This window comes from Halorubrum sp. ARQ200 (assembly GCF_005435115.1).
GTDB classification, from domain to species: domain Archaea; phylum Halobacteriota; class Halobacteria; order Halobacteriales; family Haloferacaceae; genus Halorubrum; species Halorubrum tropicale.
Window position 1 is genome coordinate 12627 of sequence record NZ_SGTZ01000014.1, and the last position, 24945, is coordinate 37571.

The 24945-nt window shown below is 72.6% G+C and carries 24 protein-coding genes; 17 read left to right on the forward strand and 7 right to left on the reverse strand.

Annotation, left to right across the window (positions count from 1 at the left end):
- Positions 1 to 109: 109 nt before the first annotated feature.
- Positions 110 to 1405, forward strand: coding sequence for a DUF6498-containing protein (locus EXE50_RS14195; RefSeq protein ID WP_137705383.1), 1296 nt, complete (start codon positions 110 to 112; stop codon positions 1403 to 1405).
- 6 nt (positions 1406 to 1411) lie between these two features.
- Here EXE50_RS14195 and EXE50_RS14200 read toward each other — a convergent pair whose 3' ends face one another.
- A complete protein-coding gene (locus EXE50_RS14200) occupies positions 1412 to 1900 on the reverse strand; it encodes an HPP family protein (RefSeq protein ID WP_241982685.1) in 489 nt (162 codons plus the stop codon).
- Between the two features lie 202 nt (positions 1901 to 2102).
- On the opposite strand from EXE50_RS14200, the gene EXE50_RS14205 reads away from it, so the two are divergent.
- Positions 2103 to 3137 carry an A24 family peptidase gene (locus tag EXE50_RS14205; RefSeq protein WP_137705385.1) on the forward strand — a complete coding sequence of 345 codons (1035 nt, stop codon included), beginning with the start codon at positions 2103 to 2105 and terminating at the stop codon, positions 3135 to 3137.
- A gap of 18 nt (positions 3138 to 3155) precedes the next feature.
- On the opposite strand, the gene dnaG is transcribed toward EXE50_RS14205, so the two are convergent.
- On the reverse strand, positions 3156 to 4736 hold the full coding sequence (dnaG, locus tag EXE50_RS14210) for a DNA primase DnaG (RefSeq protein WP_137705386.1): 1581 nt from the start codon (positions 4734 to 4736) through the stop codon (positions 3156 to 3158).
- A 179-nt stretch (positions 4737 to 4915) separates the two neighbouring features.
- Here dnaG and EXE50_RS14215 point away from each other — a divergent pair, with 179 nt between their 5' ends.
- Together EXE50_RS14215 and EXE50_RS14220 are read left to right on the forward strand one after the other, a co-directional pair.
- The gene (locus tag EXE50_RS14215; RefSeq protein ID WP_053770620.1) at positions 4916 to 5185 is read left to right on the forward strand and encodes a DUF3311 domain-containing protein; all 270 of its coding nucleotides are present in this window, start codon (positions 4916 to 4918) and stop codon (positions 5183 to 5185) included.
- Complete coding sequence (locus EXE50_RS14220; RefSeq protein ID WP_053770621.1) at positions 5182 to 6666, forward strand: sodium:solute symporter; 1485 nt, start codon at positions 5182 to 5184, stop codon at positions 6664 to 6666. The genes EXE50_RS14215 and EXE50_RS14220 overlap by 4 nt, the downstream gene beginning before the upstream one ends.
- Before the next feature lie 46 nt (positions 6667 to 6712).
- Here EXE50_RS14220 and EXE50_RS14225 read toward each other — a convergent pair whose 3' ends face one another.
- Positions 6713 to 7144, reverse strand: coding sequence for a DUF1810 domain-containing protein (locus EXE50_RS14225; protein ID WP_137705387.1), 432 nt, complete (start codon positions 7142 to 7144; stop codon positions 6713 to 6715).
- Between the two features lie 105 nt (positions 7145 to 7249).
- On the opposite strand from EXE50_RS14225, the gene EXE50_RS14230 reads away from it, so the two are divergent.
- Positions 7250 to 8125 (forward strand): YqcI/YcgG family protein, encoded by an 876-nt coding sequence (locus EXE50_RS14230; protein ID WP_137705388.1) that lies wholly within the window; start codon positions 7250 to 7252, stop codon positions 8123 to 8125.
- Positions 8118 to 8711: a cysteine hydrolase family protein gene (locus tag EXE50_RS14235; RefSeq protein WP_137705389.1), complete on the forward strand. Its 594-nt coding sequence runs from the start codon at positions 8118 to 8120 to the stop codon at positions 8709 to 8711. The genes EXE50_RS14230 and EXE50_RS14235 overlap by 8 nt, the downstream gene beginning before the upstream one ends.
- 20 nt (positions 8712 to 8731) lie before the next feature.
- Here the strand turns inward: EXE50_RS14235 and EXE50_RS14240 are convergent, their stop codons facing one another.
- Positions 8732 to 10207, reverse strand: coding sequence for an MATE family efflux transporter (locus EXE50_RS14240; RefSeq protein WP_137705390.1), 1476 nt, complete (start codon positions 10205 to 10207; stop codon positions 8732 to 8734).
- 262 nt (positions 10208 to 10469) lie between these two features.
- Here EXE50_RS14240 and EXE50_RS14245 point away from each other — a divergent pair, with 262 nt between their 5' ends.
- Entirely contained in the window at positions 10470 to 11915 is a 1446-nt protein-coding gene (locus tag EXE50_RS14245; protein ID WP_053770626.1) for a HEAT repeat domain-containing protein, read from the forward strand.
- A gap of 120 nt (positions 11916 to 12035) precedes the next feature.
- Positions 12036 to 13748 (forward strand): phospholipase D-like domain-containing protein, encoded by a 1713-nt coding sequence (locus EXE50_RS14250; protein WP_394347759.1) that lies wholly within the window; start codon positions 12036 to 12038, stop codon positions 13746 to 13748.
- A gap of 63 nt (positions 13749 to 13811) precedes the next feature.
- Here the strand turns inward: EXE50_RS14250 and EXE50_RS14255 are convergent, their stop codons facing one another.
- A complete protein-coding gene (locus EXE50_RS14255) occupies positions 13812 to 15758 on the reverse strand; it encodes a DHH family phosphoesterase (protein ID WP_137705391.1) in 1947 nt (648 codons plus the stop codon).
- Positions 15759 to 15899: 141 nt separating this feature from the next.
- On the opposite strand from EXE50_RS14255, the gene EXE50_RS14260 reads away from it, so the two are divergent.
- The 5 genes from EXE50_RS14260 (at position 15900) to EXE50_RS14280 (ending at position 19362) form a co-directional block, all read left to right on the forward strand.
- Positions 15900 to 16415: a Mov34/MPN/PAD-1 family protein gene (locus EXE50_RS14260; RefSeq protein ID WP_137705392.1), complete on the forward strand. Its 516-nt coding sequence runs from the start codon at positions 15900 to 15902 to the stop codon at positions 16413 to 16415.
- Complete coding sequence (locus EXE50_RS14265) at positions 16412 to 16864, forward strand: adenylyltransferase/cytidyltransferase family protein (protein WP_053770986.1); 453 nt, start codon at positions 16412 to 16414, stop codon at positions 16862 to 16864. Before EXE50_RS14260 ends, EXE50_RS14265 begins: the two co-directional genes overlap by 4 nt.
- 79 nt (positions 16865 to 16943) lie before the next feature.
- A complete protein-coding gene (locus tag EXE50_RS14270; RefSeq protein WP_053770629.1) occupies positions 16944 to 18347 on the forward strand; it encodes a heme o synthase in 1404 nt (467 codons plus the stop codon).
- Between the two features lie 71 nt (positions 18348 to 18418).
- Positions 18419 to 18661 carry a SelT/SelW/SelH family protein gene (locus EXE50_RS14275; protein WP_053770630.1) on the forward strand — a complete coding sequence of 81 codons (243 nt, stop codon included), beginning with the start codon at positions 18419 to 18421 and terminating at the stop codon, positions 18659 to 18661.
- 113 nt (positions 18662 to 18774) lie between these two features.
- The gene (locus EXE50_RS14280) at positions 18775 to 19362 is read left to right on the forward strand and encodes a hypothetical protein (RefSeq protein ID WP_053770631.1); all 588 of its coding nucleotides are present in this window, start codon (positions 18775 to 18777) and stop codon (positions 19360 to 19362) included.
- A gap of 5 nt (positions 19363 to 19367) precedes the next feature.
- Here the strand turns inward: EXE50_RS14280 and EXE50_RS14285 are convergent, their stop codons facing one another.
- Both EXE50_RS14285 and EXE50_RS14290 read right to left on the reverse strand, forming a co-directional pair.
- The gene (locus tag EXE50_RS14285) at positions 19368 to 21788 is read right to left on the reverse strand and encodes a cation-translocating P-type ATPase (RefSeq protein ID WP_137705393.1); all 2421 of its coding nucleotides are present in this window, start codon (positions 21786 to 21788) and stop codon (positions 19368 to 19370) included.
- A gap of 75 nt (positions 21789 to 21863) precedes the next feature.
- A complete protein-coding gene (locus tag EXE50_RS14290; RefSeq protein ID WP_053770633.1) occupies positions 21864 to 22064 on the reverse strand; it encodes a hypothetical protein in 201 nt (66 codons plus the stop codon).
- A gap of 97 nt (positions 22065 to 22161) precedes the next feature.
- Between EXE50_RS14290 and EXE50_RS17515 the strand changes: the two genes are divergently transcribed.
- From EXE50_RS17515 to EXE50_RS14305, 4 genes are read left to right on the forward strand one after another with little or no spacing between them, the layout of a single operon-like run.
- Positions 22162 to 22338, forward strand: coding sequence for a hypothetical protein (locus tag EXE50_RS17515; RefSeq protein WP_167551887.1), 177 nt, complete (start codon positions 22162 to 22164; stop codon positions 22336 to 22338).
- 6 nt (positions 22339 to 22344) lie between these two features.
- Positions 22345 to 22854 (forward strand): cytochrome c oxidase subunit II, encoded by a 510-nt coding sequence (locus tag EXE50_RS14295; protein ID WP_053770634.1) that lies wholly within the window; start codon positions 22345 to 22347, stop codon positions 22852 to 22854.
- The gene (locus EXE50_RS14300) at positions 22851 to 24641 is read left to right on the forward strand and encodes a b(o/a)3-type cytochrome-c oxidase subunit 1 (RefSeq protein ID WP_053770635.1); all 1791 of its coding nucleotides are present in this window, start codon (positions 22851 to 22853) and stop codon (positions 24639 to 24641) included. Before EXE50_RS14295 ends, EXE50_RS14300 begins: the two co-directional genes overlap by 4 nt.
- Positions 24638 to 24853 (forward strand): hypothetical protein, encoded by a 216-nt coding sequence (locus tag EXE50_RS14305; protein ID WP_053770636.1) that lies wholly within the window; start codon positions 24638 to 24640, stop codon positions 24851 to 24853. The genes EXE50_RS14300 and EXE50_RS14305 overlap by 4 nt, the downstream gene beginning before the upstream one ends.
- Positions 24854 to 24945 lie beyond the last annotated feature (92 nt).

Genomic DNA, 24945 nt, shown 5'->3' on the forward strand with positions numbered 1-24945 from the left:
ACGCCGCCGTCGGTCGGGCCCCGCGGCGGCCCGCGCCGGTTCTCTCGCCCGGTTCCTGTGGTGGCCCGCTCCAGACCGCTTATGTGCGACGACGCGGAACGACCGACGGATGCCCTCCTCCCGCTTGCCCGACCGCCTGCGCGCGCTCGGTCGCGGCCGCCGACCGCGCGCGTTCTCGGTCGCCGTCGCCACCCTGCTCCCGCTCGTCGGCGTCGTCGCGCTCGGCTGGAACGCGGCCGCGCTGATGACGCTGTACTGGTTCGAACTCGGGATCGCCTCCGGCTGGGCGCTCGTCCGCGCGCTGTTCGCCGGCCGGCCGTCCGAGATCGAGCGCGACGGGCTGATCGTCGGCCCGCTCGCGCAGCGCCGCGGCGGGCTGTCGGTCCCGCGGACCGGCGTCGAGGTCCGGGTCTCGTCGCTGCTCGTCCTCCCGGTCGCCGCCCCGATCCTCGCGGTCGTCTGGGGGGTCGTCGGCACGCTCACGGTCGGCGTCGTCGCGGACGGCGGGCTGTCGCCGCGGGCGCTCGACACCGTGACGCTCGCGGTCCTCGCCGTTTTCCTCGGTGAGGGGGCGACGACGCTCGTCGAGTACTTCGGTCGCGGCGAGTACCGCGACCACAGCGCCCAGACGGCGACTCAGGGGGTGTTCGCGCGCGGCGCGGCCATCTTCTTCGGCGCGCTGTTCACCGTCACGGTCGTCGCCGCGGGCACGCTGGAGGGCGACGCGCCGATATCGGCGCTCGACCCGGACGCGATCGGTCTCCCCCTCCTGCTCGGCATCGTCGCGGTGAAGTTCGCGTTCGACCTCGCGAGCCTCTACGGCGACCGGTTAGTTGCGCTCGACGAGTCGTCCGCGCTCGACCTTGGCTTCTCCTACGACCCGCCCGCGGCGGAGCCCGTCGACGGCTCGCTCGCGGAGCCGGTCGAGACGGTCCGCCAGCCCGCCCGTACGCGGGTCGCGGGGGCGCTGACGACCCCGATCGGCCACCCGGGGCTGTGGTACCTCGCCGCGCTCCCCGCGCTCGGCGCCGCGCTGTTCGCGCTCGGCGGGAAGTGGGGAACGGCCGTCACGCTCCTCGCGGTCGCCGTCGCCCTCCCGCTCGGCCTCGCCGCAATTGACCACGAACTCCGGCACGGGCTCGTCGAGTACCGCGCCGGCGACGACGCGCTCGTCGCCCGCGACCGGCTGCTCGGCACCGCGCTCTGGCGCGTCGAACCGTGGGACGAGACGGACCTCCGGGTGGAGCGGAGCGGGCTCGACCGGCGGCTCGGGACCGAGACCGTCGCGATCGAGCTCCGCGACGACGAGTACCGGATCCCGGGCCTCGCCGACCCCGAGCCGATACTCGCCGTCTTCGACCGGCGGCCGGACCGCCCGGACGAATCGGAGCGGTCCGGCGACTGACTCGCGTCAGCCGTCCGCGTCGGTCGCCTCGTCCCGGCCGTACAGCGGGTGCGTGCCCCCGACGAGGCGCTTGAAGGCCAGGATGACGCCGGCGTGGAAGGCGACGAGGACGGTCACGCTCGCGACGATTATCGCCACCTCCGTCGGCGTCGAGAGGAGGCCGAGCGAGACGATGAGCGTCGTCGCGCACGCCGGCGGGTGGACCGTCCCGGTCGCGATCATCGCCCAGCCGGTCGCCACGAGCGAGGCGACCGCGCTCGCCGTCAGGCGAACCCCCTCGGGCGAGAGGGCGGGCGGCGTCGCCGTCAGCGCGGCGCCGTCGGCGATCGCCGTCCGCGCCGCCGGCCCGGCGACGCCGCCGATCAGGTGACCGCCGACCACGCGGACGGCCCGCTCCCGCACGCTCCGGCGGTCGAACGCGAGGACGAACGCGGACGGGCCGAGGCTCGGGAAGACGAACGGCCGGCCGGTCGCCCGCGCGACGAGGCCGGGCACGGTGAACAGGAGGCCGGCGTACAGGCTCGTCCCGAGGCGGTGGCGCCTCGCGCTCCGGTCGGCGGGCGACTCACAAAGGGCCGGCGGATCGGGGGACGGGGCCTCGCCGGACCGGGACGAGACGCCCGGCGGACCGCGGGGCGCTATCGCTCGCGATAGCCGAACCCGAACGCCTAATTGGCCCCGTCTCGCCCGTGGTGACATGGTCGCGACGCTGCCGGACCTCCTCCGACTGCTCGTCGTCCCCGTCTTCGCGTGGGCGGCGATCCGGGACGTCCGGACCCGGCGCCTCCCGAACCGGCTCTGGCCGCCGCTGTACCTGTTCGGCGCGCTGCTCCTGGTCTGGGAGGCCGCCTCGCTGTGGCCGTTCGCCGGGTTCGACGGGCGGATCTTCCTCGTTCGGGCCGCGATCAGCCTGCTGTTCGTCGCGCCGCTCGGCTACGCCTTCTGGTACCTCGGCGCGTTCGGCGGCGCCGACGCGAAGGCGATGATCGCGCTCGCGGTGGTCTTCCCGACGTTCCCGGCCTACGAGGTCGGGGGCGCCACGCTCCCGCTCGTGGGCACCCAGCTCGGCGTGTTCTCGCTGACGATCCTCACGAACACCGTCCTGATCGGGCTCGCGTACCCGGTCGGCCTCGCCGCCCTCAACCTCGTCCGCGGCGAGGTCTCCTCGAGCATGTTCCTCGCGCGCCCGGTCGCGACCGACTCGCTGCCGGACCGCCACGGTCGCCTGTTCGAGGGCCCGGAGGGGCCCACCCGGGGCGGGCTCGACCTGGACGCGCTCCGGATGTACCTCCGCTGGCGCGGGCTCACGCTCGCCGACCTGCGCGCCGACCCCGACGGCCTCCGTGACCCGGCCTCCGTCGGCGAGACGTTCGACCCGACGGACGGGGGGACTCACGTCGGCCCGCGGACCGACGGGGGACGCGCAGTGGACGACGCGGTCCCAGACGGGGGACGCGCAGTCGAGGACGCGAACGCCGCCGACGCGGCCGACGCTGACCCAGAGGTCGACGACCCCTGGGCGGCCGAGCGCTTCCTCGACGACATCGACCACGGCGCCTACGGCACCGACGCCGCGACGCTCCGCGACGGTCTCGACGTCGTCGCTCACGAGGACAGCGTGCTGGTCTCGCCCGGGATGCCGTTTGTCGTCCCGATGGCGGTCGGCCTCGTCGTCTCGCTGACGTACGGCGACGCGCTGTTCGCGCTGCTGGGCGCGGTCGGACTGGTCTGAAACGCCGGCCGGCCCGCCTCAGTTCTCGGCCCAAACGTCGTCGGCCGCGAGGACGCGCGTTCCGACCGGGCGCTTCACGAACTCGCCGAGGTCGCGGCCCACCACGTCGGCGACGCCGCGCTGGGCCGCCACGTCGAGCAGCCGCTGGTCGACGGTCCCGTCGACGACGACGGCGTGCGGCGCGGGCTCAGCGCCCTCGACCGCGTCGAACGCCTCGCCGGCGTCGACCTCGTCGAGGACCTCGAACTCGTCGCCGAGGAGCCGCGCGCGGCCGGTCGCGCCGTCGACGACCTCGTCGACGTGTACCGCCATCGACCGCTGTTCGTCGGGTCCGTCGTCGGTCACGTCGCCCCGTTCGTCGTTACTCTCGTCGGGCTCCGGCTCCGCGGCCGACTCGGTGTCTGACTCCTCAGCCGACTCGGCGTCCGGCTCCTCGGCCAACTCGGTGTCCGGTTCCTCGGACGATCCAGCGTCGGGCTCGACGGCAGAGGCCGCGTCGGCGTCGAGTGTCGAGCCGGGATCGGCGTCGTCGGTCGACGTCGGCTCCGACTCGCTCGCTCCGTCGGCCGAGGACGGGTCACCGGTCTCAGCTGCCGCGTCGCTCTCGTCCGGTTTTGACGACTCGTCTTCCGGCTCGACCTCGGGCGACGAGGTCGTTTCAGTCGACGGGCCGGTCGAGCCACCGCCCGATGCGTCGCCCGGCACCGCCCCGCCGTCGCCGACGCGGGCGACCGACCCGGAGTCGTCGCCGTCGGCGACCTCCTCGTCGCTGGCGGCCGCGCGGAGGTCGGCGGCGTCCGCGAGGCTGGCGTACGGCACCTTCCCGCGGAGCGCCTCGAAGACGGCGTCGCGGTCGAGGTCCTCGACGGACTCGCCGGGCGGCGCGAACGCGACGTAGTCGACCTCGCCGACCTGCGCGAGCTCGCGGAGGATGAGCTCGCCGCCCCGGTCGCCGTCGAGGAACGCGGTGACGGTCCGGTCGGCCGTCAGGCCGGCGACCGCCTCGGGGACGTTCGTCCCCTCGACCGCGACGGCGTTCTTGATCCCGCAGTCGAGGAGCGTGAGCACGTCGGCGCGCCCTTCGACGACGATGACGGCGTCGGAGTCGCCGACGCGCGGTCCGGCCGGAAGCCCCTCGTAGTCGACGATGCCCTCGACGCGCGCGGCGTCGCGCACCTCGTCTAACACGTCGCTGCTCGCGAGGCTCGTCTCCTCGAAGCCGCCGGCGATCAGCTCCTTGGCGCGCTCGACGACCTCGCGGCGCTTGGCCGCCCGCACGTCCTCGATGCTCGTCACCTCCACGGAGGCGTGACAGGGACCGATGCGGTCTATCGTCTCCAGCGCGGCCGCTAAGATGGCGGTCTCAACCTTGTCCAGGCTCGACGCGACCGTGACCTCGCCGAACGACTGACCGTTCTCGGACTCGACGGAGACGTCGATCCGGCCGACGCGCGAGGACTCCTGGAGGTCGCGGAGGTCTAACTCGTCGCCGAGCAGCCCCTCCGTCTGGCCGAACACCGCCCCGACGACGTCGCTCCGCTCGACGACGCCGTCGGCCGCGATGGTGGCGTGTATCAGGTATTTCTCTGTGTCTTTCATGAGTGGTGAATGGTGATGTCGGGCGGTAGCGCCCGTCCGTGTATGGTTGCGCTCCTCGCGGAAAATAGCTATCGCACCCTCCTCCTCCGTCGCCGACTATTGAAGAAAATTTCTCTACGAAAAGCCTATCCGAATCTGTTCGATAGTTCTTTGTACCTATGGAAACACTATTCTCTCACATGACGCGTTCACGGAGCGATCTCGTGTGGATACCGACGTTCGCGGTCCTCGTGGCCTTCGCGGTGCCGTGGCCCCTGTGGGGCGTTGACGCAGTCGTCGCGGGGCTGCCGGTGTGGATCTGGTGGCACGTGGCGTGGCTCGGACTGTGTACGGCCCTGTTCGCGCTGTTCGTCCGGAGCGGCGCGTGGGAGCGCGGGATGGGGCGGCGACCGGATCGCGACGTCGCCGGCAGCGACGCGCCGACGCCCGTCGACGGTGATCGCCGATGACGCTGGGGCTCTCGCTCGGCGTCGTCGTCGGCTACCTCGTCGCCGCGCTCGCGCTCGGGCTGGTCGCGTACCGCGTCTCGGAGTCGACGGCGGAGGACTACTACCTCGCGAACCGGTCGATCGGCACGCTCGTGCTGCTCTTCACGACGTTCGCCACGCTGCTGTCGGCGTTCACCTTCTTCGGCGGGCCGAACCTCGCGTACGCGGCCGGCCCGGAGTGGCTGATCGTGATGGGCACCCTCGACGGCGTGCTGTTCGCGGTGCTGTGGTACGTGATCGGCTACAAGCAGTGGCTGATCGGCGCCCGCAACGGCTACGTGACGCTCGGCGAGATGCTCGGCGACCGGTTCGGCTCGACCGGCCTGCGCGCGCTGGTCGCCGGCGTCAGCCTCCTCTGGCTGTTCCCGTACGTCATGCTCCAGCAGATGGGCGCCGGCGAGGCGCTCGTGGGGCTCACGAACGGCGCGGTGCCCTACTGGGGCGGCGCGGCGCTGATCACGGCGTTCATGATCCTCTACGTCGCCGTCGCCGGGCTCCGCGGCGTGGCGTGGACCGACACGCTTCAGGGGCTGTTCATGCTCTCCGTCGTCTGGATCGCCGCCGCGTGGCTGGTCTCGTCGCTCGGCGGCGTCGGCGCCGCGACCGAGGGGATGCTGGCCGCTCGCCCCGAGTTCGGGAGCTTCGGCGGCGGGACGTACACGCCCGGGTTCATCATCTCGACGGCGGTCACCATCGCGTTCGGCGTGACGATGTTCCCGCAGATCAACCAGCGCTTCTTCGTCGCGAAGTCGGCCGCGACGCTGAAGCGGTCGTTCGCGCTGTGGCCCGTGCTCGTCCTCCTGCTCTTCCTGCCCGCGTTCATGCTCGGCGCGTGGGCGGCCGGGACGCCGGTCACGGTCCCCGAGAACGCGAACGTGCTCCCGGTCGTGCTCGGCGAGTACACGCCGGCGTGGTTCACGGCGCTCGTTATCGCCGGCGCGATGGCCGCGATGATGTCCTCGTCCGACTCGATGCTCCTGTCGGGGTCGTCGTACTTCACCCGGGACGTGTACCGGCCCGTGGTGAACGCCGACGCTTCCGAGCGCCGCGAGGCGTGGGTCGCGCGCGTCGGCGTCGCCGGGTTCGCGGCGCTCGCGTTCGTCGCGAGCCTGTTCCGCCCCGGGACGCTGGTCGAGGTCGGGGGCACCGCGTTCTCCGGGTTCGCGCTGCTCGCGCTCCCCGTGATCTGCGCGCTCTACTGGCCGCGGACGACGCGCACGGGCATGCTCGCCGGCGTCGCGGTCCCGCAGGTCGCGTACCTCGCGGTGGTGCTGTCGGCGGTCGTCGACGCCGTCCCGACGCTGCCGCGCACCGTCGCTGGCGGCTGGGACGTGGCGCTCGGGCTGATGGCGCTGTCGGCGGTCCTCACCGTCGGCGTCTCGCTGCTCACCGCGCCGACCGAGGAGGGCGACGCCTCGCGGTTCGCGGTGGCGGGCGACTGAGCCGGGCGTCGGCCCGGTCGGGCGGTCGACTTCCCGACCGCCGACCTCACTCCTCTCGCAGGAACCGGAGCGTCCCCTCGTCGCGCTCGTCGTAGTAGCGGTCCAGCGCGGCCCCGAAGGCTTCGGACCCGTCCGCGACCGCGTCGAACAGCGTCATCCACGACCGGAAGTTCAGGGCGTCGGGCGCCCCGGACACCTCGCGGGCCGTCCGCCCGTCGGTCCCATTGCCAATCGCCGTACACTCCCGCAGCCGCGGCCCGAGCGTCGGGTGCGCGAGGTACGCGGCCGCCTCCTCCCGGGACCCGATGGCGTATCGCCGCGAGGTCCGGCCGCTCCCTACCCCCTCGACCTGCGGGAACACGAACCGCATCCGGTGACCGCGCTTCCGCTCCGACCGCAGCTCCCGCCTGGCCGCCTCTATCACGCCGTCCTGCGCGTCGAGGAAGCGTTCGAGGTCGCGCGGGTCGTCCGCCGCCATACCGCCGGTGAGCGTCGGCGCGATCGCTGATAATCCTTCGCCCCCGCGCTCCCGCCGCGCCGGATTCCCCGAAAGCCAAAAGCCGGTCTGTCCCCGAATGCGGGTATGAACGAGCCCGGAACCGAGGGCGTGCTGTTGGACCAGGCGACGCTCCGCGGTCGGCTCGACGACGCGCCGCCGTGGCTCCGCGAACACTACCGGACGTTCCGGGAGTCGATGCTGGGCGAGCGCGACGGGTCGCCGTTCCCCTGCTACTTCGGGATCGAGGTCGAGCGCGAGGGCGACCTCCTGTACGCCGCCTGCGAGTCGACGACGGACCCCGCCGCGCTGTTGCGCCTGCGCGACGTGCTCGTCGAGTACCTGGAGACGTACCCCGACCACGCCGACCGCGCGCCGCTCGCGGTGTTCTTCAGGCCGCCGGACGGCGAGCGCGGCGAGGCGCACTACCACGAGCGGCTCTGGCACGTGCTGGAGTTCCTCCACGTCCACGACCCGGAGCCGTGGCCCGACGACATCCCGACCGATCCCGACACCCCGCGCTGGGAGTTCTGCTTCGGCGGCGAGCCGCTGTTCCCCACGTCGCGGGCGCCGTTCTACGAGGAGCGGAAGAGCCGGTACTCGCCGGTCGGGCTGGAGATAACCTTCCAGCCCCGCGCCGTCTTCGAGGGGATCACCGCCGACACCGAGGCCGGCGAGCGGGCTCGCGAGACGATCCGCGACCGGATGAGCGACTACGACGGCGTCTGCCCCCACGCCGACCTCGGCGACTGGGGCGTTGAGGGCGACCGCGAGTGGACGCAGTACCTGTTCCGCGAGGACGACGACGCGAGCCCGGACGCCTGCCCGCTCTCGCCGGCCCGCGACCACCCGCGGGCGCCGGCGGACCTCCTCGAACCCGGCGCGTGGCGCCGGTTCGCGGACGACGACGCCTCGGCAGCCGACGGGGACGCGGCGGTCACGTCTGGGCTCGGCGATGACTGAGCGGCCGGCGGGCGGCGACGCGACGCGCGACGCGGCCGTCCCCGACGACGCCGTCCTCCTCCTCGTCGACTTCCAGACGGGCTTCGACGAGCCGGGCTGGGGCGAGCGCAACAACCCCGACGCCGAGGCGGTCGCGGCCGCGCTGCTCGACCGCTGGCGCGACGGCGACCGCCCCGTCGCGCACGTCCGGCACGCCTCAACGGAGCCGGACTCGCCGCTGCGCCCGGACGCCCCCGGTTTCGCGTGGAAGCCGGAGACGGCCCCCGTCGACGGGGAGCCGACGTTCGAGAAGTCGGTCAACGGCGCCTTCCTCGACTCCGGGCTCGACGCGTGGCTCCGCGAGGGAGGGTACGAGTCGCTCGTCGTCTGCGGGCTCACCACCGACCACTGCGTCTCGACCACGACGCGCGAGGCGGAGAACCGCGGCTACGACGTGTCCGTGGTCGCCGACGCGACCGCGACCCACGCCCGCGAGGCGCCGGACGGCGAGCGGATCGACCCGGCGACCTCCCACCGCGTCGCGCTCGCGCACTTAGACGGCGAGTTCGCGACCGTCGTCGAGAGCGCCGACCTGCTCGCGGACTGACCCGCCCGACCCGACCGCCGTCAGTCGTCGTCCGCCGCCTCCGGGGCGGTCGCGTCGGCCTCGCCGCCGGCCGCGCGCTCGGCGGCGTTCGCGAACATGCCGCGGCGAGTGGTGTACAGGAAGTACGCGCTGAGCCCGAGGAACCCGAGGACGTTCGAGGCCGCGACCGCCCAGAAGACGGCCTCGACCCCCCAGCCGAGCCCGGGCGTCACGGTGACGCCGAACGCGCCGACCGTCGTCGCGACCGGGACGGCCGCGACCGCGATGGGGAGCCGGACCGCCCAGTACTTGACCAGGTCCGCGACGAAGGAGGTCCGGGTGCGGGAGGCGCCGTTGAACCCGGCCAACAGCGTGTAGGTACCGCCGAGCGCCCAGTAGGAGGCGCCGAGGATCCGGAGGTAGGTGACCGCGAGGTCGCGCCCGGTCGCGGTGAGGTCGGGCGCGAGGAGGTCCGCGATCCCGCCGGCGAACAGGAGTTGGAGGGCGCCGAGCGCGAGGAACCCCGCGACGACCATCCCGGTGCCGACCGTGGTCGTCCGGCGGGCGCGTTCGGGGGCGGCCGCGCCGAGGTTCTGTCCGATCATCGACTGCGCGGCCTGCTGCATCCCGAGCGCCGGGACGACCGCGAGCGTCGCGACCCGGGCGCCGACCGTGTACGCCGCGACGCCCGCCGCGCCGCCGGCGACCGCGACGAGGCCGACGACGAGGACGCGGACCAGCTCGCTCACGCCGCGTTGGCCGCCGAGCGGGAGGCCGACGGCGACGACCTCGCGGACGGTCGCGGCGTCGAGCGCGAACGCGTCCCGGGTGAGCCGGAAGGTGTCGCGGCCGATCCCCGCGGCGTAGCCGAGGACCCACAGGAGGCCGGCGACGCCCGCGAGCGCGGTGCCGAGTGCGGCGCCCGCCACGCCGAGCTCCGGCGCCGGACCGACGCCGAAGATGAGGACCGGCGCGGCGACGGCGTTGACGAGGACGCCCACGAGGGTCACGTGGAACACCGCGCGGGTGTCGCCGTACGCCGTGAAGCAGTTCTCGACGGTGTCGCCGACCGCGCCCACCGGGAGGACGGCGGTCACGATCGCGAGGTACGTCGCGGTCGCGCCGGCGAGCGCGGGGTCGGCGCCGAGCAGCGCCGCGACCTCGTCGGCGTAGGCGACCACCGGGAGCGCGACCGCCGCGGTGACGGCGAGCGCGACCAGCGCCCCGTTGACCGCGACCCGGCGCGCGCCCGCCTCGTCGCCGTCGCCGGCGCGCTGCGAGACGAGGATCTGGGTGCCGACCGCGCCGATCACGACCGTCACGCCGAGCAGCGACTGGACCGGGAGGCTGAGCCCGACGGCGGCGACCGCGTCCTCGCCCACCCGCCCGAGCCAGAACGTGTCGACCAGCGCGTTGGCGACGTAGACGACGTTCTGCGCGACGAGCGGCGCGGCGAGAGCCAGCAGCACCCGCCCGACCGGCCCGTCGGTGATCGCCTCGCGGTCGACGTCCAGCATCGAATCGTTACGGTATTAGAAGGCGATAATAAAAGTGTGCTGGTCGTGAACACGACTCTCGAATCGAGGCGCGGTCCGCCGGTTCGATCCGGGGCGGCGAGCGGTCGACCGCCCCGCGCCGGGGTGGGGTTCCGGTGAGAGGCGAGTCGGGGACCGGCGCGCCCGTCCGGCCCGGCGAGCGCACCGTTTCGCCCCCGCACGCGGTCGCCCGGCGCCCGCGAAGGGAAACCTCTTAATGGACTACACACGGAGTTCGTGGTATATGAGCAACGGCGACGACGACCCGGCCGACGCCTCCGAGGAGGCCGAGGCCGCGGACGACGGCGGGGACGCCGACGAGTCGACGGAGACGGCCGCCCCGACGCTCCCCGATGACGCGACCGAGGAGTCCCTGAACGAGTACCTCGACGAGATCGCCGACCGGCTCGAGGCCGCCGAGACGGAGGCCGACCTCGACGACGTCGAGGCGCTCTTAGACGACGCGGCGACCGGCATCGAGGACGCGGACCTCCCCGAGCCGGACGAGGACGACGAGGACGCCGACGACCCCCGCGGCGACCTCGAGGACCGCGTCGCGGAGCTCCGCGACGGCGTCGACGACGCCCGCGGCCCATACGGCGAGGACGTCGCCGACGCGGTCGAGGCCGCGTCCGGGACGGTCGCGGACACCGAGTGGACCGAGGCGGGCCACGACGCCGTCGCGGCAGCCGTCACGTCGTTCGTCGACGAGGCTGCCGACGCTATCGACGACGCCGCTCCCGACGCGATCGAGGAGGCGGAGGAGGACCCCGAGGCGCTCCTGGCGGAGCCCGCGGACGACGAGGAAACCGACGCCGCGGAGCCGATCCCTGTCGATCAGCTCACCGCCGCGCTCGACGCCGTCGCGGCGACGGTCGTCGAGGCCGGCTTCGACGCGGACGACGACGCGGACGCCATCGCGGCGTTGCTCGCGGCGACCGACGAGTTGGAGGCCGCCCTCGACGACGCCGAGGAGTGGGACGACCTCGAGACCCACGAGCAGCTCCGCGCGCAGGGGTACTACGACGTGCTCGGCCACTACAAGGACTTCCCGGTCGAGTGGTCCGCGCTGAAGGAGCACGAGGCGCGAGGCAACGTCGACATGATCCTGCTCGCGCTCGACTCGCTCCAGTCCGAGTTCATGGAGCGCCACTGCCTGGAGGCGTTCGAGCGGATGGGCAAGCGCGGAAAGACCGAGGCGTCCGTCGAGGAGATCCTCGGCCGCGCCGAGAAGCGCGACCGCCCCGCGATCCGGATCCTCGGGAAGATGGCCGCCGAGGAGGCGACCGACACCCTCGTCGAGTACGTCGACGAGGACTCGAACCCGCAGCTCCAGAAGGCGGTGTTCAAGGCGCTCGGCGAGATCGGCGCCCCGGAGGCCGTCCAGCCCCTCGCGAACCAGCTCGACCCCGACGGCGACACCGACGAACTCGTCCGCCCCCACGCCGCCCGCGCGCTGGGCCTGATCGGCGACACCCGCGCGGTTGATCCCCTCGCCGACGCGCTCGAGGCGCACCCGTCCGACGACGTCCGCGCCGCCGCCGGCTGGGCGCTCCGGCAGATCGGCACCCGCGAGGCGCTCGAAGCGGTCGCCGAGTACGCCGACGAGCGCTCCTTCGTCGTCTCGACCGAGGGCGAGAAGGCGCGCGACGCGCTCGACGACGGCGCCGAGCCCGCCCCGACCGCCTGACGCGGCCCGCCGTTCGGCCGACCCTTCTTATCGGAAGCCGGGGCGAGACCCGGCGTGTCGTTCGTTTCATCTCCTCCCGCAGGCGACGCGACAGCGGGCATCGCCGCCGTCGCGCTCGGGCTGCTCGCTCTCGCGGCCCTCGTCCCGGTCGCGGCCGCGGGCGGCCCCGCCCCCGGCTCGCCGGCCGCCGCCGTCGACTCCGGCGGTGCCGCCGAACGATCGAACGGGAGCGCGGCGAACCTAACGCTCGTCTCGACGACGCCGCGGATCGTCGAGCTGTTCCCGAACCCGGCGGCCGCGGAGAACCGCGGCGAGTACCTCGTCGTCCGGCTCCCCGAGCGCGGCGACTGGTCGCTCTCGGACGGCTACCACGAGGCCGAGATCCCGGCGAACGCCAGCGGCGTCGTCGCCCTCTCGACGGACCCCGCGAACGCGACGCCGCTGCTCGCCGACGAGACCGCGGTCGCCGGCGACGGCGGCACCGGGGACCCGACGCTCCGTGCGCTCGACGACCACTTCCCGCTCGCCGCGTCGGGCGACCGGATCGAGCTCCGCCGGAACGGCACGGCGGTCGCCGTGGTCGCGTACGACCGCGCGCCCGAGGGGCACCGCTGGCGCGCCGACTGGGGGGAGTGGCGCCCGCGCGGCTACGACTCCCGCTCCCCGGAGCCGACCGCCGACGCCGCCGTGACTCCCTTCGTCCTCCCGGACAGTCCCGGGATGCCGGTCGAGCCGCTCCGGGCCGCGGACGAGCGCCTGTTCCTGGCCGGCTACACGCTGACCTCGGAGCGGGTCGCCGACGCGCTCGTCGCGGCCGCCGACCGCGGCGTGCGGGTCCGGGTGCTGTTAGAGGGGTCGCCGGTCGGGGGGTTCTCGACCCGGAGCGCGGCGCTGGTCGACCGGCTGACGGCCGCCGGCGTCGCGGTCCGAGTCCTCGACGGCGAGGTCGAGCGGTTCCGGTTCCACCACCCGAAGTACGCGGTCGCCGACGGCCGCGCCGTCGTCCTCACGGAGAACTGGAAGCCGTCCGGCACGGGCGGGCACGGCAACCGCGGGTGGGGCGTCCTCGTCGGGGGGGACCACGGCGCCGCGGGCGGGACCGACGCCGGTGCCGGGGGCGGTGCCGACCGCGACGCGGGCGTCGCGGACGACCTCGCGGAACTGTTCCTGGCCGACTTCGAGGCGCGCGACGCGCGGCCGTGGCGCGCCTTCCGCGCCGACACCGAGTTCCACGACGGCGGTCGCGCGAACGGCTCCTACCCGACGCGGTTCGAGGCGCCCGCGGCGCCGTCGACGGCCGACGTGACGCTCCTGACGGCGCCGGGGAACGCCGCCGACCGGATCGTCGCCCGGATCGACGCCGCCGACGAGCGCGTGCTCGCGGTCGTGCCGCGGGTCGGCGGGCCGAACGACCGGATCGTCCGCGCGCTCCGGCGCGCCGCGGACCGCGGGGTCGACGTCCACCTGCTGCTCTCGGACGCCTGGTACGACCGCGAGGCGAACCGGAACCTCTCGGCGAGGCTCGCCGACGAACCGATCGCGGTCGACCTCGCGGCGCCGCGCGGCCGGTTCGGGAAGGTCCACGCGAAGGGGCTCGTCGTCGACGACGCGGCGGTCGTCGGCAGCCTCAACTGGAACCCGAGCGCGGCGACGAACAACCGGGAGGTGCTGCTCGCGATAGAGAGCGAGTCGGCCGCGGACTTCTACGCCCGGGCGTACGCCGCGGACTGGCGCGGCGGTGGCGTCCAGCTGCCGGTCGGTTTCGCCGCCGGCCTCGGGGTCGCGCTCGCGGGGGCCAGCGCCGTCGCTCGACGGGAGATCGCGTTCGGCTGAGAAGCGAGGCCGCGGCGAACGGCTTTCCGACCGCGGCGCCGGACAGCGGTCGCGACCGCCGGGTCAGTCGTCGAGTGCGATGGTCGACGAGAGCGCCTCGTCGATCTCCGCGCCCGCCATCTTCTCGACGAGCGCCTCGATCACCTCGCTCCGGCGGCCCTTCACGAACTTGATGGAGCCGACGACGAGGTGGCCGCCGCCCGAGACGCCCGCCTCGGGCAGCTCCTCGTTCAGCTCGGTCACCATGTTCGGGATGTCGAGCCGGACCCCGTCCGAGCGGAGGACGCAGAAGTCGGGGCCGTAGCCGATGGTGATGACGGGGTCGCCGGTCTCGGTCACCTTCTCGTCGTGGAGCTCGCCGGTGGTCTTGCCCGGAGCGGGGTAGGTGAAGCGGTGGGCGTACTCGTCTAAGTCGATCCGGTAGAGGTGCGCGCCGGAGGCGAGCCGCTCGTGTTCGACGTGGTCGTCGACCGCGTCGAGCTGGCGCTCCACGTCGCGCTCGGCGCGCTCAGAGAGGAACTCGACGAGCTCCTCGTGCCGCTCCTCGTCGTCGCAGCCCACGTTGAGGGCGTCGTTGACCAGCGTCTTCCCCTCGGAGTAGCGGAGCCAGTGGGCGGCGTAGTCGAGCGCCTCGCCGATGTCGAGGAGGTCGGACTCGTCGTAGCCGGCGCCCTCGGCGAGCGCGACGTAGTCGTCCATCGCCTCCGCCTTCGAGCGGTCGGAGAGCCCGGCGACCGCCGGCACGTGTTCGAGCTCCTCGGTGAGCGACGGGTCGATGAGGCGCGCGAGCTCGACGCACATCATCCCGGTGGTGACCCGGTAGTCCTCGCCGTGGAGGTAGGGGTTCACGTGGGCGTCGAGCAGCGGCTCGACCGCCTCGGGGTCCGGGTGGTGGTGGTCGACGGCCGCGATGGGGATGTCGTAGTGCGCGAGGTTCTCGTAGGCCGGCACGTCCTCCTCGGTCGACCCGTTGTCGAGCATGAGGAGGAAGGGGAGCTTCTGCCCGTGCCGGGCGCGGCCCTCCAGGGCGAAGTTGAGGTCGCGGGTGACGTCTTCCATCTCGTAGTAGGGGGCCTTGCTCGGGAGCCGCTTGAACAGGTGTCGCGGCGCGTCGGGGTCGCCGTGGACCTCCCGGACGAAGTTCTCGACGGCGAGCTGGACCGGGATCGCGGCGCACATCCCGTCGCCGTCGGCGTGGTGCCGGACGCGGATCGGGCGGCCGGCGAGGACGGTCCGGCGGAGCAGCCGCGCGAGGTCGCGGAGGTCCTCGTGGATGGGCTCGAACGCCTCCCACTCGACGAGGGGGTCGACGTCGGCGGGCTCGGCGCGCTCGTCGAGGGCGGCCTCGAAGCGCTCGCGGGCCTCGGCGGCGCGGCCGTCGGGGAGGCGCTTCAGCGAGTCGACCTCCAGCTGGAGGGCGTCCTCGCGGCTCTCGATCGTCCCCGAGACGTGGACCATGTCGCCGACCTCGACCTCCGGGTACGCCCGGACGCCGGCGGACTCGAAGGCGGCACAGGAGACGACCCCGGAGGCGTCCGCGACGGCGAAGATGGTGGGGCCGCCGGTCTGTTTCGCCTGGACGACCTCGCCCTCGACGGTCGCCTCGTCGCCCGGCGCGAGGCCGCGGACCCGCGAGACCGCCGGCTCGTGGGCGACGGTCTCGGTGCGGTAGTCGTCGGGGTCGACGTCGTCGAACGCGACGTCGCCGTTCTCCTTCACCTCGGTGAGCCGGACGATCAGCCGGTCGCCGACGGCGTAGTCGCCGTCGAGGTTCGACTCGTGGACGAGGCCGCTCACGGCGTCGGAGAGGTCGACGAACACGCCGTAGTCGACGACGCCGTTGACCTCGGCGTGGTACAGGGCGTCGACATCGGTGTCTTCGAGGGTACAGTCGGGCGCCAGGTCGTAGACGGTCGGCCGGTCGTCGGCCGCCCCCTCCGCCGCGTCGGCGTCGGGTTCGGGGCTCGAATCGCCCCGCGTGCCGGAATCCCCGGCGGTGTTCTCGCTCATGGAGAGCAATCGGGAACGGCCGGTGTTAAGCCTGTTCTCTCGGCGCTCTCGCCCGCGGACCGGCGGACGCCCGGCGCGTGGAGCCCGCCCGGCGTCCCGCGGTCCGGAACCCCTATGAGGCGACGGCGACTTATCTGACCCATGCGACTGTTCCGCTCGGACGAGCTCCTCGGCATCGCCCGAGAGACCCTGGAGTTCGTCCTCGAGGCGAGCGAGGAGACCCACCCCAACGAGTACATGGGGTTCCTCCGCGCGGACGACGCCCGGAAGCTCGACCTCGACCGAGACGGGCAGGTGATCACCGACGTGCTCGTCATCCCGGGCACGGAGTCGAGCCCGACGAGCGCCACCGTCCGCACCAACATGAAGCCGAACGACATGCGCGCCGTCGGCTCGGTCCACTCCCACCCGAACGGCGCGCTCCGACCGAGCGACGCCGACCTCGCCACGTTCGGGCAGGGGAAGGTGCACATCATCGTGGGCGCCCCCTACGGATGGGGCGACTGGAAGGCGTTCGACAACGAGGGGAAGCAGACGACCCTCGACGTGCTCGACGTGGCGGTGCCCGACGAGCACTTCTTCGATTTCACCCAGGAGGACATCGACCGGGAGCTGGACGACCGCGACGGCGGCGGCTTCCTCTCGTGGTTCCGATGACGCGGGTCGTCGCGCAGGGCACCTTCGACCTGCTCCACCCCGGTCACGTCCACTACCTCGAAGACGCGGCGACGTACGGCGACGAGCTCCACGCCATCGTCGCCCGCCGGACCAACGTCACGCACAAGCCCGCGCCGGTGCTCTGCGCCCGCCAGCGGCGCGACATGGTCGCCGCGCTCGCCGCGGTCGACGAGGCGCACCTCGGCGACCCGGAGGACGTGTTCGTCCCCATCGAGCGGCTCGACCCCGACGTGATCGTGTTGGGGTTCGACCAGCACCACGACGAGGCCGCCATCGCCGACGCGCTCGCGGCCCGCGGCATCGACTGCCGGGTCGAGCGCGCGTCGGGCCGGGAGCCGAAGTACGACGACGAACTGCTCTCCAGCGGCGACATCGTCGACCGAATCGTCCGCGAGCGCGGCGACGGCTCGGACGGGACGCCGGGGTGACCCGGCGGTCGGCCCCGCCTGACGGCGCGCGGGCGGGGAAGCGCGGCATCTAAATGGACTGACTCCCTAACCGGGGTGAGTGAACATTCCCGACAAGTTCCCCGCGGTGCTGGCCGCGGCCGCGATGGGCGTGTACCTCCTCGTCGTCGCCGGCGCCACCACCTCCCTCACGGAGGCGGCGGCGGCCTGCGGCGGCTGGCCCGCCTGCGGGAGCGGCGCCGCCCTGCCGACGGCGACCGAGGGCTGGATCGCCCTCGGCCACCGCGTCCTCGCGGTCGTCGTCGGCCTCCTCGTCGCGCTCTCCGCCGCGCTCGCGTGGCGGAACGGCGCCGACCGCCGGGTCCGCGCCGCCCTCGCGGTCGCGCTCGCCGTCTACCCCGCGCAGGCCGGCGTCGGGGCGCTCGTCGCGCTCGGCGACCTGCCCGCCGCCCTCGGGTCCGCCCACCTCCTCCTCGGGATCGGCATCTTCGGCGCCGTCCTCGCCGCGCTCGCGTGGTGGCTGGAGGCAGAGACGGGCGTCCCGGACGACGCCCCCGACGACTTCGAGGCCGGCACCGACGACCTCCCGCCGGTCGAGGAGGCGCCGGAGCCGGACATCCCGAGCGCGACGCTCCCCCGGCTGCGGGCGACCGCGGCCGCGTACTTCCGGCTCATGAAGCCGCGGCTGATGTGGCTGCTCTGCCTCGTCGCCGCGGCCGCGATGGCGCTCGCGGGCGGGACCGGGTTCACGCCCGGCGTCGTGGCCGCCACGCTCGCCGGCGGCGCGCTCTCCATCGGCGCCTCCGGGACGTTCAACCACGTCCTCGAACGCGACGTGGACAAGCGGATGCAACGCACCAGCGACCGCCCGCTCGCGACCGACCTCGTCCCGGTCTCGCACGCGCTGGCGTTCGGCGGCCTCCTCACGGTCGTCTCGCTCGGGCTGTTCTGGAGCGTGAACCCGCTGACGGCCGCGCTCGGGCTGGTCGCGATCGTGTTCTACAGCGTCGTGTACACGCTCGTCCTCAAGCCGAACACGGTCCAGAACACCGTCATCGGCGGCGCGGCCGGCGCGCTCCCCGCGCTCATCGGCTGGGCCGCGGTCACGGGCGAGGTCGGCGGCGGCGGGCTGCTGCTCGCCCTCGTCATCTTCCTGTGGACGCCCGCGCACTTCTACAACCTCGCGCTGGCGTACAAGGACGACTACGAGCGCGGCGGCTTCCCGATGATGCCCGTCGTCCGCGGCGAGACCGCGACCCGCCGGCACATCCTCTGGTACCTCGGCGCGACGCTCGTCGCCGCGGTCGCGCTCGCCGCGGCCGCCGACCCGCTCGGCGCGCTGTACGCGGTCGTCGGCGTCGGCGTCGGCGCCGCCTTCCTCTGGGCGGTCGTCCGGCTCCACTACGAGCAGACGGAGAAGGCGGCGTTCCGCGCGTTCCACGCCTCGAACGCCTACCTCGGGCTGCTGCTGTTCGCGGTCGTCTTCGACGCGCTGGTGGTCTGAGCCGGTCGGCGCCCGCCGCCGCCCCGGGCGCGACCAGCCCTTTTAATCCGATTCGCGCTCTACCGGACGGTATGACACGCGTCGAAGTCGAGTACTGCGTCCCCTGTGGCATGCTGAACCGCGCGCAAGACGTCTCCGAGGCTATCCTCAAGCAGTTCGGCGAGGGCGTCGACGAGGTGGCCTTAGTGACCGGCGACGACGGCGTGTTCGTCGTCCGCGCCGACGGCGAGGTCGTCTTCGACAAGACCGAAGACGAGTACGACGTCGACGCCATCGTCCGGGCGGTCAAGCCGCACGTCGGCGCGACCGCGTAACGGCCCGACCGCGCCTCCGGCGCCGCCGGTCCGTCGACGAGCCGTCCCGAAATCCTTGCGTCTCGTTCACGCGGCACAAGCTAATTGTCGCTCGGCCGCGAACGGTTCCGGCGATGTCGGACTCATCGCAGCGGCAGCGAGGCGAGCCTCCGGCCGACGACCCGACGCCCGGGGCCGACGACCCGACGCTCGGCGGCGACGCCGCGCCGGGCGGGGACGACTGGCCGTGGCTCGCGCGGGCCTGGTATCGGTCCCGGCTCGGAACCGCCGTCGTCGCCGGCGACGTCCTCCTCGCCGTCGCCCTCACCGCCGCGGCCTCCGTGGCGGTCGACGCGCCGTACGCCGGGATCGACGGTCTCGGGCCCGGGATCGTCCCCCCGTTCGTCCCCCTGTTCAGCCTGCTCGGGGCGCTGGGGTTCGTCTCCACCGCCCTGATCGAGCGCTTCGACGCCTCGGTCGGCAGGCTCCTCCGGTACAACCTCCGGCTGCCGGCCGCGCTGCCGCTCGGCGTCGGGGTCTACCTGCTCTCGGACCTCGTCCTCGGCCAGGGCGTCGACGACGTGCCGCTCGTCGTCGGGCTCGTCTTCCTCTCGGGGCTGTACGTGAACCTCGCGTACAAGCGACTCGGCGCGCTGGCACGCCGGCTCCTCCCCTCGGGCAGCGGTCAGGGGGAGGACCGCTCCGGGCGGGGCGGGACCTGACCGCGTCAGTCCGGGTCGAACACCGCCCGCGCGGAGTTCGTCACCACCAGGATGCTGCTCGACGCCATCGCGAGCGCCGCCAAGAGGGGGTTGAGGACGCCCGTCAGCGCGAGCGGAATCGCGACCGCGTTGTAGACGAACGCCCAGCCGAGGTTCTGTTTCAGGCGCCGGTTCGTCCCGCGCGTGACCGCGAACAGCTCCGGCACCGCCGAGAGCCGGTCCTCCAGTAGGACCGCGTCCGCGGCGTCGGCCGCGAGGTCCGTGCCCGAGGCGACCGAGACGCCGAGGTCGGCCGCCGCGAGCGCCGGCGCGTCGTTGCTCCCGTCGCCGACCATCGCGACCGGGCCGTCGACCCCCAGCCGTCGGACCGTCTCGGCCTTCGCCTCCGGCGGCACCTCGGCGAACACCTTGTCGATCGCGGGGTGCTCCGCGAACCGCGCCGCGGCCGCCGGCGCGTCGCCGGTGAGCACGACCACGCGCCGCCCGTCCGCGTCGAGGTCGGCGACGACCGACTCCCACCCGTCGCGCACCTCGTCGCCGACGGCGAGGACCCCGCGCACCCGACCCGCCCAGCCGACGTAGACGGGGACGTTCCCGCGGTCGCGGGCGGCCGTTCCCGCCTCGCGCAGTCGGTCGGACGCCGGCCAGCCGCGCTCGTCGAAGCAGTCCGGGTGGCCGACGACGACCTCGTCGCCGTCGACCCGCCCCGCGACCCCGCGGTCGAACACGTCGACGCCGGTCGCGGACGGGGGGTCGAGCGCGCCGACCTCGGCCGGCGCGCCGTCGGTCGCGCCGGCGCCGCCGTCGGTGGCCGGCCGCGACCCCGCCGGTCGGTCCCCGTCGCCCAGCACGCCCGCGACGATCGCCTCCGCGACCGGGTGGACCGACGCGCGCTCGACGGCCGCGGCGCGCCGCCGCACGCGCTCGACCGACTCCCCCTCGGCCGCCGTCGCGTCGAGCAGCCGCATCTCGCCGTCGGTGAGCGTGCCGGTCTTGTCGAGAACGACGGTGTCGACGTCGGCGGCGGACTCGAAGACGGCGTCGGAGACGACGACGATGCCCCGCTTCGCCGCGTCGCGGATCCCGGCGGCGACGGCGAGCGGGGTCGCCAGCCCGAGCGCGCAGGGACACGAGACGATCAGCACCGTCAGCCCGACGAGCGCGGCGTCGATCGGGGCAGATCCGAGCGCCAGCGTGGCGGCGGCGCCGACGGCCGCGACCGCGACGACGAGCGGCACGAAGACCGTCGCCAGCCGGTCGACGAGGCGCTGGATCCCGGACCGCGAGCTCTGAATCTCCCACAGCAGCCGCACGAGGGTGTCGAGCGTGCTCGCCGCGTCCTCGCCGACCTCGACGACGACCGGCGAGTCCGTGACGACGGTCCCCCCGCGGACCGGGTCCCCCTCGCGTTTCGTCGCCGGGAGCGACTCGCCGGTGACGAGCGCCTCGTCGACCGCGGCGGTCCCCTCGGCGACGGTCCCGTCGAACGGCACCCGCTCGCCGGGGCGCACGAGGAGGCGGTCGCCGGGGTCGACCGCGTCTGCCGCGACGGTCTCTCCCGCTTCGGTCCGCACGGCCCGGTCCTCGGTCGTCGTCAGGTCGGTGAGCATGCCGGTCGCGCGGCGCTTGATGATCGACTCGTAGTGGTTGCCCGCGGTGACGACGAGGATCACCGCGATGGTCACGTCGAAGTAGAGGTCGGTCCGGCCGACGAGCAGCGCGAGCGTGCTGTACGCGTACGAGCTGGTCGCCGCGAGCGACACGAGGAGGTCCATGTTGGGCTGTCGCGCCCGGAGGCTCACGTACGCGCCCCGCAGGATCGGGTAGCCGGTGTAGAACAGCACGATCGAGGCGAACAGCCAGATCTGCGCGAAGAGGTACGTGCCGGAGACGCCGCCCAAGTCGACGATCGGCTCGTACCCGAAGTAGGTCGGGTACAGGAAGACGACGTACCACAGCATCGCCATCATTCCGAAGAACCCGCCGCCGATCAGGAACCGCACGACTGCGTCGTCCTCGTCCGCGTCCGGGTCCGCGCGGTCGCTCGCCGCGTACCCCGCGACGGAGAGTCGGTCGGGGAGCTCGTCCGCGTCCACCGTGTCCGGGTCGTAGTCGACGCGGATCGTGTCGGTCGCGTAGCTCGCCTCCGCGGCCGCGACCCCCTCCTGCTCGCCCGCCGTCATCTCCAGGAATGACTCGCAGGTCGCGCAGTGCATCCCGTCGACGTGGAGGAACGTCGTCTCGCCGTCGAACTCGTCGCCCGGCGTCGCGTCCGGGCGCCGCTCGTCGAGGTCGTCGAGGTCCTCGACGCCGTCGAGCGAGCGCGCGACGGTCAGACAGCCGCGGCAGCAGAACTCGCCGTCGACGTCGGGGGCGGTGTGCGGGTCGTCCCCGGTCGGGAGGTCACAGAGCGTGCAGTCTGTCATGCGTGGTTCGTTCGGGTTCTCTCCGAGCGCTCCGTGGAGCGGGCCCGCCGGTCCCCGCGGTGCGATTCGGCTCGGCTACGCGTGTTCGGGCTCGTCTGCGTCACCGGCGAACCCCGGTAGGCTCCCGCCGGTCGCGATCCGGAGGCTCGCCCAGATGAGTAGGACGTTCACCAGCGTCACCGCCACGACGAACTCCGCCCGGTCGGCGATAAACACCAGCGCGGGGACGAGCCCGCCCAAGACGAGGAGCACGGCCTGTTGGATCGAGAAGTTCATACGGGACGCAAGGCTTCCCCGGGCATATATAATGCCCGTGTTATCAGGGTTCGAGAACGGGTAGACGTTATATGTTTCCTTGTGTATAACGCCGCCTATGGGACAAAACGAGACCGCACACGCCGGCGCAGACGACGTGGGCGCCGACGGCGAGGAGTTCGACCCGATCGGCACGCTCACGCTGATCGGGATCTACTTCGCGATATTGGTACTCGCATGGGTGTATATCTACTTCGTAGAGTTCCTCGGGCGGGATCTCGTGGTGGTGGGGTGATCAGACGTGCACATTCATGCGTACGAGAAGCTGTGGCTCGCGCTTTCGGTCGTGTTGATCCTCGCGCTCATCGGCACCGTAACGTACGGGGCGGTCGGTCCCGGCGTAGCGATGGTCGCCGACACGCAGCAGACCGTCGACGCGACGGCGCTCGACGAGGACGAGCGGTTCTCTGAGCCCCGCGTCGAACAGGTGGGCGAAAACGAGTACGAGGCGTACGTCGTCGCTTACCAGTTCGGTTTCGAACCCTCCCCGATCGTCGTGCCGGCGAACAGTACCGTGACGTTACACGTCACCTCACGCGACGTGATCCACGGCTTCGAGGTGGTCGGCACGAACGCGAACACGATGGTCGTCCCGGGAGAGGTCTCCGAGATCACGGTCGAGACGGCGGAACCGACCGAATACGGGCTTCTCTGTAACGAGTACTGCGGCGCGGGCCACCACGTCATGGAGGGTAAGATCCACGTCGTGAGCCAGTCGGAGTTCGAGAACCGCGGGGGTGACTCGGCGTGAGCACCGCCATCGAGTCCGAACGGACGTTCGTCGACAAGTTCCCGGACGAGGCGCGCGTCGTCCGCGCGGCCTTCCTGAGCGCCTTCTTCGCGCTGTTCCTCGGCGCGATCTTCGGGATCGTCCAGACGCTCCACCGGACCGACATCGCGCGCATCATCCCCTCGACGGACTACTACACCGTTCTCACCGCACACGGCGTTTTCATGGTGATCAGCTTCACGATCTTCTTCCTCGTCGGGCTGTTCACCTGGGCGCTGACGCGCAGCCTAGATCGGCCCCTGATCAACATCAAAATAACGTGGACGTGGTACGGTCTGATGGCGGCGGGCATGACGCTCACCGGGATCTCGATCCTCGCCGGGTTCGTCGACTCCATCGACATGAGCGCGGACGTGCTGTTCACCTTCTACGCGCCGCTTCAGGCGCATCCGCTGTTTTACACGGGGCTCGTGGTGTTCATCGTCGGCACGTGGATCGCCGGCGCCGACTGGTTCCGGACGTTCCTCGCGTGGCGGAGCGACCACCCCGACCAACGGATTCCGCTTCAGGCGTTCATGGTGTTGACGACGATGACGATGTGGTACATCGCCACGTCCGCCGTGGCGGCCTCGGTGCTGCTGTTCCTGCTCCCGTGGTCGCTCGGCCTGATCGACCAGGTGAACCCGACACTCACTCGGACGCTGTTCTGGTTCTTCGGCCACCCGGTCGTCTACTTCTGGCTGATGCCGGCGTACATGCTCTGGTACACCGTGCTGCCGAAGATCGCCGGCGGGCGTCTGTTCAGCGACCCGCTCGCTCGCGTGGTGTTCGTGCTGTTCCTCCTGCTTTCGACCCCGGTCGGGATCCACCACCAGTACCTCGACCCCGGAATCGCGGAGGGGTTCAAGTTCATCTCGATGACGAACACGATGTTCCTGCTGCTGCCGAGCCTGCTCACCGCCTTCACCGTCGTCGCGAGCGTCGAGTACGGCGCCCGTCAGAACGGCGGTACCGGACTGCTGGGCTGGCTCACGAACCTCCCGTGGCGGAAGCCGGAGTTCACCGGTATGATGCTGGCCGGGCTGATGTTCGCCGCGGGCGGCTTCTCCGGCATGGTGAACGCCGGGATGAACATCAACTACCTCATCCACAACACGCTGTGGGTCCCCGGCCACTTCCACCTCACCGTCGGGACCGCGGTCGCGCTGACGATGATGGCCGGGACGTACTGGATCTGGCCGCAGATCAGCAACAAACCGATCTACAGCCGCACGATCGGGCTGTTCCAGGTAGTGCTCTGGTTCATCGGCATGGCGCTGATGTCGAACGCGATGCACGCGCAAGGGCTGCTCGGCGTGCCGCGCCGGACCGCCGAACCGGAGTACACCGGCTTCGACTACCCGACGATGTTCGGCGGGTTCGAGGAGCTCAACATCCAGATCGCGATCGGCGGGACGCTGCTTTTCATCTCGACGATCCTCTTCCTCGGGAACCTCGTGTTGACGATGGGGAACCCGACGGTCTCCGGGCTCGCGGAGACGCTTCCCACACCGGTCTCCGGACCGGAGGACGCCCCGCAGGTGCTCGATAACCTTCGCCTGTGGGTGAGCATCGCGGTCGTGCTGGTCGTGCTCGCGTACGCCCTCCCGATCGCGGCGATCATCAGCCGCGGCGGCCTGCTCGGCCCCGGCGTCGGCACCTATCCGGTGTGGCTCGTGCCGCTCGTCGACGCGTTGGCGAACGCGATCGAGCCGCTCGCCGGCACGGTCGGCGACGCGTCGGCCGCGTTCGCCGAGGTGGTCCGATGAGCGTCGACATCTCTCGCGGCGGGCTGCTCGTCACGCTCGCGATCTTCGGCGTGATCGTCTACGAGCTGCGCACCGTGCTCGATTTCATCGGGATCGAACTCCCGATCATCCCCTACATGGCCGCCGTCTTCGTCCTCGCCGGCGCCTCGGTCTGGTACGTCACGCTGAAGGGCGGGTGGCGGACCGAACCCGAGGGCGACAGGCCTGCGTAGCGACGCGGGCGCCGTCGCTCACGCTCTCCTCGCTTCCCGTTTCACCTCCGGAGCCGGTGTTCCCGACAGAAGCAGTTATGCCCGTCCGCGAC

Coding starts and splice junctions, on each gene's coding strand:
- EXE50_RS14235 (WP_137705389.1), top strand. CDS start 8,118: ATGACTGAGCGGCCGGCGGGCGGCGACGCGACGCGCGACGCGGCCGTC.
- EXE50_RS14290 (WP_053770633.1), bottom strand. CDS start 22,064: ATGAACTTCTCGATCCAACAGGCCGTGCTCCTCGTCTTGGGCGGGCTC.
- EXE50_RS14205 (WP_137705385.1), top strand. CDS start 2,103: ATGGTCGCGACGCTGCCGGACCTCCTCCGACTGCTCGTCGTCCCCGTC.
- EXE50_RS17515 (WP_167551887.1), top strand. CDS start 22,162: ATGGGACAAAACGAGACCGCACACGCCGGCGCAGACGACGTGGGCGCC.
- EXE50_RS14305 (WP_053770636.1), top strand. CDS start 24,638: ATGAGCGTCGACATCTCTCGCGGCGGGCTGCTCGTCACGCTCGCGATC.
- EXE50_RS14280 (WP_053770631.1), top strand. CDS start 18,775: ATGTCGGACTCATCGCAGCGGCAGCGAGGCGAGCCTCCGGCCGACGAC.
- EXE50_RS14265 (WP_053770986.1), top strand. CDS start 16,412: ATGACGCGGGTCGTCGCGCAGGGCACCTTCGACCTGCTCCACCCCGGT.
- EXE50_RS14240 (WP_137705390.1), bottom strand. CDS start 10,207: ATGCTGGACGTCGACCGCGAGGCGATCACCGACGGGCCGGTCGGGCGG.
- EXE50_RS14220 (WP_053770621.1), top strand. CDS start 5,182: ATGACGCTGGGGCTCTCGCTCGGCGTCGTCGTCGGCTACCTCGTCGCC.
- EXE50_RS14285 (WP_137705393.1), bottom strand. CDS start 21,788: ATGACAGACTGCACGCTCTGTGACCTCCCGACCGGGGACGACCCGCAC.
- EXE50_RS14255 (WP_137705391.1), bottom strand. CDS start 15,758: ATGAGCGAGAACACCGCCGGGGATTCCGGCACGCGGGGCGATTCGAGC.
- EXE50_RS14245 (WP_053770626.1), top strand. CDS start 10,470: ATGAGCAACGGCGACGACGACCCGGCCGACGCCTCCGAGGAGGCCGAG.
- EXE50_RS14230 (WP_137705388.1), top strand. CDS start 7,250: ATGAACGAGCCCGGAACCGAGGGCGTGCTGTTGGACCAGGCGACGCTC.
- EXE50_RS14195 (WP_137705383.1), top strand. CDS start 110: ATGCCCTCCTCCCGCTTGCCCGACCGCCTGCGCGCGCTCGGTCGCGGC.
- EXE50_RS14260 (WP_137705392.1), top strand. CDS start 15,900: ATGCGACTGTTCCGCTCGGACGAGCTCCTCGGCATCGCCCGAGAGACC.
- EXE50_RS14225 (WP_137705387.1), bottom strand. CDS start 7,144: ATGGCGGCGGACGACCCGCGCGACCTCGAACGCTTCCTCGACGCGCAG.
- EXE50_RS14215 (WP_053770620.1), top strand. CDS start 4,916: ATGACGCGTTCACGGAGCGATCTCGTGTGGATACCGACGTTCGCGGTC.
- dnaG (WP_137705386.1), bottom strand. CDS start 4,736: ATGAAAGACACAGAGAAATACCTGATACACGCCACCATCGCGGCCGAC.
- EXE50_RS14275 (WP_053770630.1), top strand. CDS start 18,419: ATGACACGCGTCGAAGTCGAGTACTGCGTCCCCTGTGGCATGCTGAAC.